Annotated in this window: 10 protein-coding genes; 5 read left to right on the top strand and 5 right to left on the bottom strand. The window is 56.8% G+C overall.

What is annotated here, in order from left to right; all coding sequences use genetic code 11:
* The first annotated feature begins 347 nt into the window (after window positions 1-347).
* The 3 genes from fba (at window position 348) to QZ862_RS06290 (ending at window position 4,052) form a co-directional block, all read left to right on the top strand.
* Window positions 348-1,412: a class II fructose-bisphosphate aldolase gene (fba, locus tag QZ862_RS06300; protein WP_296017292.1), complete on the top strand. Its 1,065-nt coding sequence runs from the start codon at window positions 348-350 to the stop codon at window positions 1,410-1,412.
* Between the two features lie 184 nt (window positions 1,413-1,596).
* Window positions 1,597-2,256: a peroxiredoxin gene (locus QZ862_RS06295; RefSeq protein ID WP_296080291.1), complete on the top strand. Its 660-nt coding sequence runs from the start codon at window positions 1,597-1,599 to the stop codon at window positions 2,254-2,256.
* Window positions 2,257-2,423: 167 nt separating this feature from the next.
* Window positions 2,424-4,052, top strand: coding sequence for an ABC-F family ATP-binding cassette domain-containing protein (locus tag QZ862_RS06290; protein WP_296080288.1), 1,629 nt, complete (start codon window positions 2,424-2,426; stop codon window positions 4,050-4,052).
* Between the two features lie 76 nt (window positions 4,053-4,128).
* Here QZ862_RS06290 and QZ862_RS06285 read toward each other — a convergent pair whose 3' ends face one another.
* Window positions 4,129-4,362 carry a DUF2171 domain-containing protein gene (locus QZ862_RS06285; RefSeq protein ID WP_296017296.1) on the bottom strand — a complete coding sequence of 78 codons (234 nt, stop codon included), beginning with the start codon at window positions 4,360-4,362 and terminating at the stop codon, window positions 4,129-4,131.
* A gap of 236 nt (window positions 4,363-4,598) precedes the next feature.
* On the opposite strand from QZ862_RS06285, the gene QZ862_RS06280 reads away from it, so the two are divergent.
* The gene (locus QZ862_RS06280; RefSeq protein ID WP_296098281.1) at window positions 4,599-6,278 is read left to right on the top strand and encodes an FAD/NAD(P)-binding protein; all 1,680 of its coding nucleotides are present in this window, start codon (window positions 4,599-4,601) and stop codon (window positions 6,276-6,278) included.
* A gap of 20 nt (window positions 6,279-6,298) precedes the next feature.
* Complete coding sequence (locus tag QZ862_RS06275) at window positions 6,299-7,039, top strand: MOSC N-terminal beta barrel domain-containing protein (protein WP_296017300.1); 741 nt, start codon at window positions 6,299-6,301, stop codon at window positions 7,037-7,039.
* Between the two features lie 20 nt (window positions 7,040-7,059).
* On the opposite strand, the gene QZ862_RS06270 is transcribed toward QZ862_RS06275, so the two are convergent.
* The 4 genes from QZ862_RS06270 to QZ862_RS06255 all read right to left on the bottom strand — a co-directional run bounded on the left by QZ862_RS06270 (window position 7,060) and on the right by QZ862_RS06255 (window position 12,506).
* On the bottom strand, window positions 7,060-8,301 hold the full coding sequence (locus QZ862_RS06270) for a glucoamylase family protein (protein WP_296098279.1): 1,242 nt from the start codon (window positions 8,299-8,301) through the stop codon (window positions 7,060-7,062).
* Between the two features lie 86 nt (window positions 8,302-8,387).
* Window positions 8,388-9,452, bottom strand: coding sequence for a lipocalin-like domain-containing protein (locus QZ862_RS06265; protein ID WP_296098278.1), 1,065 nt, complete (start codon window positions 9,450-9,452; stop codon window positions 8,388-8,390).
* The gene (locus tag QZ862_RS06260; RefSeq protein ID WP_296098277.1) at window positions 9,442-11,850 is read right to left on the bottom strand and encodes an ABC transporter permease; all 2,409 of its coding nucleotides are present in this window, start codon (window positions 11,848-11,850) and stop codon (window positions 9,442-9,444) included. The genes QZ862_RS06265 and QZ862_RS06260 overlap by 11 nt, the downstream gene beginning before the upstream one ends.
* Window positions 11,847-12,506, bottom strand: a complete 660-nt coding sequence (locus tag QZ862_RS06255) for an ABC transporter ATP-binding protein (protein ID WP_296098276.1) — start codon at window positions 12,504-12,506, stop codon at window positions 11,847-11,849. The genes QZ862_RS06260 and QZ862_RS06255 overlap by 4 nt, the downstream gene beginning before the upstream one ends.
* Between the last annotated feature and the right edge of the window lie 10 nt (window positions 12,507-12,516).

Here is a 12,516-nt window from a genome sequence, read left to right as displayed (position 1 = left end):
TTGTCTTTTGCAAGCTTGAATGGATGATGGCGTGAAGACCGCAAACAGCCTGCGCAGAAAGCGACGGGTTTTCGCCCAACTACGACAGGTTAATTTCTTTTGAATAGTTCATTGAAGTTTCCGATTCGGTTCTCGCAGTGGTTGAAATCAGCGCATAAAATGCCGCTTTGACAAGCCGTCCAAAAAAAAGATTCGAACCAAATCGTTTGAAAAACTCGTGCCTTCAAAAAGTGCTTGGCGAGTTATCCCCTTCAAGACAAGAGTGTTTCCCGTGATGAAAAATCGGTCACACACTCGGTTCAAATGGTCCCGCACCTGACGGTGACCTTCAATTAAGGGGAGAAACCTTGGCTCGAATTACGCTCCGCCAACTGCTCGATCATGCAGCTGAACACGATTATGGCGTGCCCGCCTTCAACATCAACAATATGGAACAGGCACTGGCCATCATGGATGCCGCCAGCGAAACCAATTCGCCGGTCATCATGCAGGCTTCGCGCGGCGCTCGTGCCTATGCGCATGACATCATGCTCAAGCACATGATGGACGCCGTGGTGGAAATCTATCCCGACATCCCCGTCTGCGTTCACCTCGACCACGGCAACGAGCCTGCCAACTGTATGACGGCCATCCAGGCTGGCTTCACTTCGGTCATGATGGACGGCTCGCTGAAGGCTGATGGCAAGACGCCGGGCGATTGGGATTACAATGTCGGTGTGACGCGCCAGGTCACCAACATGGCGCATTACGGCGGCATCTCGGTCGAAGGCGAACTCGGCGTTCTCGGTTCTCTCGAAACCGGTATGGGCGAGGCTGAAGACGGACATGGCGCGGAGGGCGTTCTGTCGCACGACCAGCTTCTGACCGATCCGGACGAAGCGGTAAAATTCGTTCGCGAGACCAAGGTGGACGCGCTGGCCGTCGCCATGGGCACCAGCCACGGTGCATACAAGTTCACGCGCAAGCCTGACGGCAGCGTTCTGGCAATGAACGTCATCGAGGAAATCCATCGCAAGCTGCCGAACACGCATCTCGTGATGCACGGTTCCTCGACTGTTCCGCAGGATCTGCAGGACATTATCAATGCCTATGGTGGCGCGATCAAGCCTACGTTCGGCGTTCCGATCGAAGAAATCCAGCGCGGCATCAAGAACGGCGTTCGCAAGATCAATATCGACACCGATTGCCGCATGGCGATCACCGGCCAGATCCGTAAGGTCCTCGTCGAAGAGCCTGCTGAATTCGATCTGCGCAAATATCTGAAGCCAGCGCGAGAAGCGATGACCAAGCTCTGCAAGGAACGTTTCGAACTGTTCAATACCGCAGGTCAGGCAGCCAAGATCAAGCCGATCGCCTTGCGCGATATGGCAAAGCGTTACGCCTCCGGCTCGCTCGATCCGGTCATTTCGTAACCTCAACTATTGCATGATGGCCGAACAAGCCGTTCGGCCATCATGTTGCCTGAGGATAAATTTTGCGCTGATACTCCAAATTCAGACTCATTTTCCTTTGAAGCTTCCCCGCAAGCACAAATCTGCGGCGACATGTGGCTGGTTTCACGGCACTATTCCGTCAGCATGTGAATGGGAGCAGACAATGACATTGCGCATCAACCAGACCGCACCGGACTTTACCGCTGCCACGACCCAGGGCCAGATCAGCTTTCATGACTGGATCGGCGATAGCTGGGCCGTTCTCTTCTCTCACCCTAAGAATTTCACGCCTGTCTGCACCACCGAACTCGGCGCGATGGCAGGCCTCGACGAGGAATTCAAAAAGCGCAACGTCAAGGTCATCGGCATTTCTGTTGATCCGGTAGAGAGCCATGCGCAGTGGAAGCAGGACATCAAGACCGCGACGGGCTTTAATGTCGAGTATCCGTTGATCGGGGACAAGGAACTCAAGGTCGCCAAGCTTTACGACATGCTTCCTGACGATGCCGGCGACAGTTCCGAAGGCCGCACGCCTGCCGACAACGCGACCGTGCGCTCCGTCTACGTGATCGGCCCGGACAAGAAGATCAAGCTGATCCTCACGTACCCGATGACGACTGGCCGCAACTTCGATGAAATCCTGCGTACCATCGACTCCATTCAGTTGACGGCGAAGCATCAGGTCGCGACGCCCGCCAACTGGAAGCAGGGCGACGACGTCATCATCACCGCCGCAGTGTCCAACGAAGACGCAGTGAAGCGTTTCGGTTCCTTCGATACGGTTTTGCCCTACTTGCGCAAGACCAAGCAGCCACAGGCATAAACCGGCCTCCCAAGGCGAAAGACCAAAAAGCGATCCTTACGGGGTCGTTTTTTGCTTTACACCACTGCTTTGCTGCCCTTCCTGCCCTTCCCGACCATTCAGCGGATGACACCGGCGGCGCACCATGGCATAGGGGCGCAACGTTTTGACAGTTTGGTCCGCTCCCCATGATCCGCATTGAAAATATCAGCAAGTCTGCCAGCCATCGCATTCTCTATATCGAGGCATCTGCCGCCCTTAATCGCGGCGAAAAGGTCGGTCTGGTGGGGCCTAACGGCGCTGGCAAGACGACGTTGTTTCGTATGATCACCGGCGAGGAACTGCCAGACGAGGGACAGGTCGCTGCCGAGAAGAATATCACGATCGGCTATTTCAACCAGGATGTCGGCGAAATGGCAGGCCGCAGCGCGGTCGCGGAAGCGATGGAAGGTGCCGGCCCTGTCAGCGTGATCGCAGCCGAACTGCGCGAACTGGAGTCGCGCATGGTCGACCCCGATCAACTGGACCAGATGGACGAAATCATCGAACGTTATGGCGAAGTTCAGGCCCGCTATGAGGAGTTGGATGGTTACTCGCTGGAGGGCCGCGCTCGCGAAGTGCTGGCGGGGCTGAGCTTCAGCCAGGAAATGATGGACGGCGACGTTGGCAAGCTTTCGGGCGGCTGGAAGATGCGCGTGGCCCTTGCTCGTATCCTCTTGATGCGACCTGACGTGATGCTACTCGATGAACCGAGCAACCACCTCGACATCGAAAGCCTGATCTGGCTTGAGAATTTCCTGAAGACCTATGACGGCGCATTGTTGATGACGTCTCACGACCGTGAGTTCATGAACCGCATCGTCAACAAGATCATCGAGATCGATGGCGGCTCGCTGACAACCTACTCCGGCGACTACGGTTTTTACGAGCAACAGCGGGCGCAGAACGAAAAGCAGCAGCAGGCGCAATTCGAACGTCAGCAGGCAATGCTTGCCAAGGAATTGAAATTCATCGAACGCTTCAAGGCACGTGCGTCTCATGCCGCCCAGGTGCAGAGCCGGGTGAAGAAACTAGACAAGATCGAGCGCGTCGAACCGCCACGCCGCCGCCAGACCGTGGCCTTCGAATTCCTTCCTGCGCCTCGCTCCGGCGAAGATGTTGTTTCCCTAAAGAAGGTCAAGAAAGCGTATGGCAGTCGCACAATCTACGACGGCCTGGACTTCATGATCCGTCGCAAGGAACGCTGGTGCCTGATGGGTGTGAACGGCGCGGGTAAATCGACCCTGCTGAAGCTTGTGACCGGCAGTACAGAACCGGATCATGGCAGCGTCACGATTGGCGCTAGCGTCAAGCTCGGCTATTTCGCCCAGCATTCCATGGATCTTCTCGACGGAGACGCCACCATTCTTCAATGGCTGGAACAACGTTTCCCCAAAGCTGGTCAGGCCCCGCTTCGCGCGCTCAGCGGTTGCTTCGGCTTCACAGGTGACGATGTGGAAAAGAAATGCCGTGTCCTGTCAGGTGGCGAGAAGGCGCGGCTCGTGATGGCCGCCATGCTGTTCGATCCGCCGAATTTCCTCGTTCTGGACGAGCCTACCAACCATCTTGATCTCGACACCAAGGAGATGCTGATCAAGGCGCTTTCGGAATATGAGGGCACGATGCTGTTTGTCTCGCACGACCGCCACTTCCTTGGCGCTCTCTCCAATCGTGTTCTCGAATTGACGCCCGATGGTATCCACCAATATGACGGCGGATATACCGAATATGTCGAGAGGACCGGAGTGGAAGCCCCCGGCCTGGAACGCGCCGCCTAAAAAGCCGTCGTCCGAGATGATAGGCAAAAAAAATGCGGCTCAATAGCCGCATTTTTTCACGCACAGGGCTGGTTGCTCAGTTGAGCGTTTCCCAGTTCTCACGCACGTCGGAAGCCGACTTGCTGAGATGCACATGGGAATCGACGTGATCGACCCAGTCCAGCGGGATCAGGTGGTGCTTGCCGTCGTCGGCATCGTTTTTCGTCAGCTTGATGCGGCTCTGACCTTCGAGGTGATCGACGGTTCCCACGTGGCTGCCATCGGCTGCCTTGACTTCCATATGCTCGCGAATGTTGTCTGCAGAGATCATTGGATATTTCCTCCTGTCGGTATTCGTTGACGCTCAGAAAATGAGCCGGGCGCTATTTCGTTCCGACAAAAATCCACTGTTCGGCTCTTCCGAACCTCCCCCTGCGCGTCCAAGAAGCAGTCCAGCACGATACAAACAACGTCCGTTACCGGACGCTCCGAAAGATCGACGGAACAACTTACTGATCCTGTTCTTTAACATGATCGGCATCACCATTTTGAATCGGCGAAACTTACGTGAAGAACAGAATCTGTATCATCGGATCGGGTCCGACCGGCATTTACACGCTGAAGAACCTGATCGCGTCACCTACGCCTCTCGATATTACCATCTACGAAGCCGAGAGCGAGGCGGGCAAAGGGACTCCCTATCTGCCAAGCATCAACGATCCGGTAATGCTCTGCAACATTCCCAGCATCGAAATTCCTTTCATCGGTCAGACTTTGATGGACTGGCTGGCGAAGCAGCCTGATGCCTATCTCCAGCGCTTCGGCATCGTCAAAAGTGAAATAGACGAGCGGCAGTTCTACCCCCGCGTTGTCTTGGGCGATTATTTACATACGCAGTTCCGGTTCCTCTTGACGGTAGCAAAGGAAAAGGGACACGCCGTGCTGGTAAAACCCGCCCACCGCGTCACCGATATCGTCGTCGGTGAGACGGCCATACAGGTAAAGACCGGGCAAGGAGAGGATCTCGGCAGTTCGTTCAGCTATGTCGTGATCGCTACCGGGCATGACTGGCCCGAGACGACCGAAACGAAGCCAGGCTACTTCGTCTCGCCTTGGCCCGCTTCAGCCTTGGAAGGCATACCCAGCGGCTCGCTTGGAATTCTCGGAACGTCTCTTAGCGCTATCGATGCGCTGATGACGGTATCGACAGCACACGGCTCGTTCTTATACGATGAAGCGGGCGCCCTGATCTACAAGCCTGCAGCCGGTTCAGGTGACTTCCACGCCACGATGATGTCGCGAAAAGGGCTTTTGCCGGAAGCCGATTTTTATTTCCCAATCCCCTACGAGACGCCCACAATCTGCACGGAAGAAGCGGTGGATGCATTGATCGCGAAGGGTTCCAGCGGTCTTCTCGACGCGACTTTTACGCTTTTTAGCCAGGAGCTCGCGCTTCGCGATCCGGAATATGCCATGAAGATTGGCTTGTCGGATCTCGATGCAGACAGTTTTGCCGAGGCCTATTATGCCCAGCGATCCGGCATCGATGCCTTCGCCTGGGCCGCACGCAATCTGGCAGAAGCACAAAGCAATATGATCCAAAAGGTTACCGTGCCGTGGCGCAACGCCATCATGACCACCCACGAGATCATTGCCAGGATTGTCCCGCATCTCGACTTGAACGATTTCCGACGTTTCGGAAAATCCTTCAAAAGCATCTTCATCGACGAATATGCGACTGTTCCCCACCTTTCCATCCAGCGCCTTCTGGCGCTTCACAATGCGGGAGTCCTATCGATTCAGAAGCTTGGAAACGACTACGAGATCGAAACGGCGCCGGGCAAAAGGGGCGCGACGGTCAAAACAGAATCCGAGAGACTAGAATTCGATACCTTTATCGATGCGACAGGCCAGAGCGCTCATTCTGCCAAGGATATTCCTTTTCCAAGCCTGGTGAATGCAAATGTCGTGCGCGAGGCACCCACCCTGCGGGAGTTGAGCATACTGCCAGAGGATCACGTGGGCGAAGTCGAGTATCTTGGAGGCATCGATGTCGATGAGGATTACCGCGTCATTTCAGGAGGCGCCCTTCAAACCGCACTCTATTGCGCCGCCATACCTTATCTGTTGCACAAACACCCTTTTATCCAGGGTATTACCAGCGCAGCGGAGATCGGTGAGGCCGTAGCAGCGTCCATCATCGCGGATATGGCAAGAGCCGACTTTCATGAGCGTCTTACGGCGTAATCATCGTCGGAATGTCCCATATGAACAAAGTTGGCCACATTCAGGAACTTTGGCGCTACCCGGTCAGCTCGACCGGGGGCGAAATGTGCAATGCACTTTCAATTGACGAACGCGGCCTTGAAGGCGATCGACGCTTCGGCCTTTTCGAGACGGAAACTGGCGCTATCGCCACGCCGGAGAAAGATCCGCGCTGGCGCCCGGCACTCTTACTCGGCAGCCGCGTTGGGGAGACTGGTGAAACACTGATCCGCTTCCCCGACGACCAGGAACTCTCCATCGAAGACCGTCATATTGTCGAGCGACTGTCGGCTCATTTCGGGTTTGGCGTATCGCTCGGCAAGTATCCAGATGTGGCCGAAGAGATATCGCCGAGGCTCCCTGTCATCGGGAGAGCGTATAAGGCGAGCCCTTTGCATCTTCTCAGCTCTTCGTCTGTGAGGCAGATCGAGGGCAGACTGGTTACGCAGGAGGCAGATCGCCGGCGCTTCAGGCCATCACTTCTTCTCGATACAGCTCTGACCGACGATTTTCCGGAAGACGGTTGGATTGGCGCAATCCTCCATATCGGTAGCGTCCGCGCCATCGTCATCGAGAGAACCAAGCGCTGTGGCGTGACGCTGATCCCTCAGCCTGATCTACCCGAGCAACCAGAGGTTCTACGAACGATCCTGCGGACAAATCACCGCTGCCTAGGCGTCTATTGCGACGTGATCGATCCCGGCATTCTACAGGTCGGAATGGACGTCTTTATCGAAGACTGAGATCGAGCACGATGTGACTTTTACGCTGCTTGCTCGAAACCAAGCCTGTCCAGCCCGCGCTGCACCTCCGGCGCCTGCATGAACAATCGCCAGAGAAGGCCAGTGCGATGATTCTCCATCATCGCGACGATCGGGCCCTGATTTGTGGCCAGATGAGTTCGTGCCGCCCAGCCGGTGACAGGCGAAAATGCGTCGATGAATCCGAACTTGCCGATCAGCGCACCGGACTGGTGGGAGGCAAAGCTATTCAGCGCGTCTTCCGCTTCATCCGGCAGATAAGCAAAACTGGAAAGGGCGGCGGTCGGAGCGATGACACCGCCATCCACCGTCGGCGAGAAGGCACGATATCCTTTCGGGCCGTCACAAGCACTCATGCCCCACGGCGCCTCGCTGCCGAACTGTGCCTTGCAGTAATCATGATTGATCCGAGCATGCGCGATCACCTGTTGGCGATAATCGCAATATCGATCGCGAAGCTCGAAAGGATTGAGCCCACAGAAGGAATATTGCGACAGGAAAAGTGGTCCGCCGAATGGCTCCCCCAACGGCAGCACCGTCCCAAGATAACTATTGCCATTGACCATTTCGCCGCTACGCGCCCATCCGTCATGGTAGCTCTCCGGCTTGATCGCATGTTTTTCCGATCCCGCCGCGAGGACGTACGTCACCAGTGCTTCGTTCCACCCGGTAATCGGAACATTGCGTGCCCAGTGGTGGTTCGGGCTCCAGTGCCAGTAGAGTGGCCCGGGCTTTCTGCGCGTGAACCATGACCATTCCACGCCCTGAACGAACGGTTCAGCCAAGGCTCTAAAATCCACTTCCGCTGCAATGTCAGTCGCAAAATACTCCCTTGCGCAGATCAGACCCTGGAGAAACAGTGTGGTTTCCACCAGATCGGCCCCATCGTCTCTGCGGCCGAAAGGCAGAATCTCAAGCGTTTGCGCATGAATGAAATGGGGCAACGCACCGTGAAAACGCTCGACCGAAGACAGCAACCGGACCATGAGCGAGGCCCGCTCAAGGGCTTGTTCTCTACTGAGCCAGCCCTGTTCGGCACCGACGAGGACAGCCATGAGGCCAAAGCCAACGCCCGATATCGACACAATATCGTTGATCGGCTTTCCCTCAGCCGTCAACCTGTCGAAGGGCAAGCCCGTCGTCTGATGCGCGCCAGAGCAGAAATAGTCGAACGTTGCTCGATGGATATTGCTGTAAAGACCGGTGGCCGAAAAGAGCTTGGTCGCGGGGTTGTCTGCTTTCAATCATTTTCAGTTGTCGCCATCGCGACAACCGCCCCTGCCACATCAATCATCTGTTGGCGTCAACATATGGCTCTTGGCGGTCATGTTCAATAGCCGGTCATTTCCAGGTAGCCCACACCGCCGCTACTGCCCGTAAAGGAAATCGGACCCTCCCAGTAGGGCGTGGAAACAGCCATCCACGACTGGTCATTGAGGGGACGTGTTGTAATGTCGAGACCTTTAACGGGAATTCTCACCCGCCATTCGACGGGAATATTCCGACCGTTGACCTTTGCCATACGCAATGGCTCCAGAACGACGTCCTGCGAGGCAAGCGGCGTGGTCTGGCCGTCAGCAGAAATCCAGTTGGCGGAGGTGTAGCCGCCCTTTGTGTCCCGCAGCCGAAACGCCATAACCTTGTCGCCATTTGCAAGGTGGAGCGAGAACCAGTCCCACCCCATCTGATCGGATGCGAGGGGCTGGGACGACCATTCCCTGTCGAGCCACGCGCGCCCGTTAACCTTCACGGATTTTCCATTCAGCACAACGCTGCCTGTGACGTGATAGAAAGGCTGCGAGTAGTAATAGCTGGCCTGTCCCGCCAGCGATTTGATCGAAAAACCCTGGTCACCCTGTAGCGCGAGAGGCCCTTCGGCGTCCAGTTTCAATTGATAGGAAAAATCAGCGCCATTTGCATTGAGGGTCAGATCGTCCAGTGTGTCTTCAGAGACTGCGGGTTCCCCCCTCATCTGCCAGTCGTCGATCCAGGCATCGAACGGCATGGCAGTAACGCCCGCTTGACCGACGCCTCCACGCGCAAAACGCTCGGCGACGACATGAGTTTCGCGCGTGGTGATGGCAGCATGTCCAATCCATATTTGCGGACTGGACCAGCCTTGTGTGTCGTTGGGTGCCAGCGCTGACCGAAAGAGTGTCCATTGCGCACCGAGGGCTTGACCATCCTCCGTCGTCAGATTGGCGGTGACGTACCACCATTCAATGCGATAATCCGCATGAGCGCCGTGATCCTTGGGAAATGTTAGTGCGACACCACGCTGTGGAATAGCGAAGCCTTGAGCCTCCGAACCGAGACCGGCAAAGCCTTGCGCAGCCACCGGCTGCCAAAGCGCAAGGCCCAGAGAAAGCGTATATAGGAACAGTTTAACGCTCATTGGCAAACACCCTGAGAAGATCGGCTGGATCGATTGAAGCTAGCCGACGAACGGGCAGCAAAACCGATAGAAGCGCCGCCACGAGCGCGATGGCACCAAGACGCAACCAATCCAGCGGGAAGATCATCATGGGAAGTTTCCAGCCGAATGCTTCGACATTGACAACGGAAAGCAGCACCCAAGCCAGCGCAAGCCCGACCGGAATGGCGGCAACGAAAGTGATGCACCACAGGGCGAGCGTTCGCCACGCCTCGAAATACGCAAGGTCACGCCGTCTGATCCCCATCGCCCAGATTGGTGCCAATTGAGAGAGCCTTGCGCCGGAAAGCGTCAGAAGGCTGGCGAACATGGCAAAGCCTGCCACACCCAGTGTCAATATATTGAGGGCGCCCGTCACGGTGAAGGTCTGTTCGAATATGTCGAGCGACTGGCGTTTGATGGCCGCCTGATCGAGGATATTGCCTTCCAGTAAGCCGAGCTCGTCGACCATTTTTTTCTTGAGTCCCTGGGCCAAAGAGGGATCGACACGTATTCCGTATTTCAGCCGGGACGCTTGCGGGTAATGCTGTGTCAGGGCATCTGCCCCGACCATGATCTGACCGCGAGGATTGCCGTAGTCGGAATAAACTCCGACAATCCTGAGCGTCCAGCCATCGGCAAGACGCAACGGCTCTCCCAGCGCTAAATGATCTCGGCGCCAAAGCTGTTCGTTGATCAGTGCCCCGTCGCCTCTGCTGACCGCGTTCCAAGCATCAGGCTCCTGCGACAATAACGGCCAGTGATCACGATAGGTTGAGTGGTCCGCAACCCCTGAGATCTGCACCAGCTCGCCGTTGACTTCGCCTTCTGTGCCAAAGATCGGCAGGGTGGCATCGGCGTGCTGCGGCAACCATGCCCTCAGTCGAGCGGCTTCGTTATCGTCTCGAGCGGTGACGTAAAGCTCCGCAACCAGACGCTGGTCTAGCCATCCTATGAAGGTCATTCTGAAGCTCGACACCATGGTGCCAACACCAATATTGGCCGAAAGTGCTAAGAGAAGCGCCATGAGAGCGAGCGACAGGCCCGGCAGTTGCAGACGCGTGTCTGCCCAAAACCAGACCGTCAGCGCGGTCTTCGATTTATTCTGAGCCAATGTCAGCGCCTTCGACAGGAAGGCTGGCAAGAGCAAGGCAGCACCCAGTAGTAACGCACCGAGCACCGTAAAACCGGCGACCAAGCCCGCCCCCCACCAAGCGACAAATATGGCGACGAGGAGAAGGAGAGCGCCAGCCAAGGCCTGGATGCGCAGAGAACGCGCGGATGACAACCCCCATGCTTGCGGTTGTGAAGAGGCTAGAAGCGGCAAATTGCGCACACGCCAAAGGCTCTGCGCGGAGGAAAGCAGTGTTCCCGCAAGCGCCATGGCCATTCCCGCCGCCCACCACTCCGGGCGGAACTGAAGGCTTCCGGGTACAGCAGCGCCATAAAGGCCACGCAGGGTGGACGAGACGCCTGGCAGCAGTGCCGATGCGATGACATAGCCAAAGCCAACGCCGATCATGCCGGAGAGCAGAGCAAGAGCAAGGATTTCCAACAGCAACAGTGCCGTCAGCATCTGCAAGGAAACACCGAGCCCACGAATGGTGCGAAAGCTCGCCCGCCGTTGTTCGAAGGAGAGACCCGTCGCCGAATAAACGATGAAGAGACCAACGATAAAGGCCAGAAAACCGAAGGCGGTGAGGTTCAGGTGAAAGCTGTCCGTCAGGCGTGCCATATCCGCCCGGTCTCCCATTGGCTGGATGTGAAGCTCTGGCGCAACGCTTGTCACATCCGCGATGTCTAGACGCTGGGTCTCAGCCACCATGATGCGGCTCAATCGCCCGTCTCGGCGCAGCAGCCGGTCGGCAAGCCCAATGTCGACAAAGCCGGTATCGTCCGGCACATCCGGCGAAATTCTTATTGGTATCCGTGTCTGGCCTTCGAGCCGGGCTGCCGTCGCTGGCGAAACCATCAACAGGCCTTTACCGCCCATGAAGTCCACCAGATCGGATGAACTCGAAATTCTGACCGGTCCGTCTCCGCCGGACATGCTCAGAGGATCGATACCGATCAATCTGATCCGAGCGGTATTGAACCGATAATCGCCTTCGATGACCGGCGAGACATTCCATCCGGCCCGCCGCAATGCCGCGAAGCTTTCGGGAGCGATAAGCCCGCCATTCTTTGCAACGAGACGAACGAGGCTACTTTGTTCGATGATTGACGCGGAGCGGGCATAGCTCGCCCGCGCTTCCGCATTGATCGCTTGAACACCGGACCAGAGCGCTGTCGCAAGGCCGATCCCGAGCACCAATGTCACGAACTGGAGCGGCCTGTGCCGCCAATGCGAGAGCAGCGCATGAAACACCACCCACATCATGCGGCGATCTTTCCGCCGCGTAATATCACCCGCCGGTCCAGCTTCTCGGCCATCCGGCTCGAATGAGTGACAAGCAACAGCGCAGAGCCGGCGCTTCGGCTGAGCGATATCATCAGATCGAGGACGATTTCGCTGGTCGCCTCATCAAGGTTGCCCGTTGGCTCATCGGCGAGAACCAGGGCCGGGCGCGCTGCCAGCGTCCGAGCGATCGCAACACGCTGCTGCTGACCGCCGGACAATTGCTCTGGGTAACGGTTGAGTAGAGTGCCGATCCCCAAAGTCTCGGCCAGTTCACGCTCCCATGTCGCATCGTGACGCCCCGCGAGCTTTGCGTGAAACGCAATATTATCTGCAACATCAAGAGAGGGAATGAGGTTGAACTGCTGGAATACGAGACCGACCACCTCACGCCGGTAAAGCGCCCGTCCAGCTTCGTCCAACGCGGTGATATCCCGACCGTCTACGACGATAGAGCCACCATCCGCCCGATCAAGACCACCCGACAGATGCAGCAGTGTGCTTTTGCCGCTGCCCGATTCTCCGGTCAATGCGACGCTCTCGCCAGCATCGACCGAGAGGTCGATCCCCTTCAATACCGCGACTGACCCTTCTACCGTTCGGTAGGATTTACTGACATTGGAGAGGGTTAGAAGCATGTCTGGATGG

The sequence above is a fragment of the uncultured Agrobacterium sp. genome (assembly GCA_913777615.1).
Taxonomy (GTDB): domain Bacteria; phylum Pseudomonadota; class Alphaproteobacteria; order Rhizobiales; family Rhizobiaceae; genus Agrobacterium.
Note: the sequence above shows the minus strand (reverse complement) of the source record. Positions and strands in the feature narration are given on the sequence as shown.

Excerpts from the sequence above, each read along its gene's own strand:
- QZ862_RS06295 (WP_296080291.1), top strand. The coding sequence starts at position 1,597 with ATGACATTGCGCATCAACCAGACCGCACCGGACTTTACCGCTGCCACG.
- QZ862_RS06290 (WP_296080288.1), top strand. The coding sequence starts at position 2,424 with ATGATCCGCATTGAAAATATCAGCAAGTCTGCCAGCCATCGCATTCTC.
- QZ862_RS06285 (WP_296017296.1), bottom strand. The coding sequence starts at position 4,362 with ATGATCTCTGCAGACAACATTCGCGAGCATATGGAAGTCAAGGCAGCC.
- QZ862_RS06275 (WP_296017300.1), top strand. The coding sequence starts at position 6,299 with ATGAACAAAGTTGGCCACATTCAGGAACTTTGGCGCTACCCGGTCAGC.
- QZ862_RS06265 (WP_296098278.1), bottom strand. The coding sequence starts at position 9,452 with ATGAGCGTTAAACTGTTCCTATATACGCTTTCTCTGGGCCTTGCGCTT.
- QZ862_RS06260 (WP_296098277.1), bottom strand. The coding sequence starts at position 11,850 with ATGATGTGGGTGGTGTTTCATGCGCTGCTCTCGCATTGGCGGCACAGG.
- QZ862_RS06255 (WP_296098276.1), bottom strand. The coding sequence starts at position 12,506 with ATGCTTCTAACCCTCTCCAATGTCAGTAAATCCTACCGAACGGTAGAA.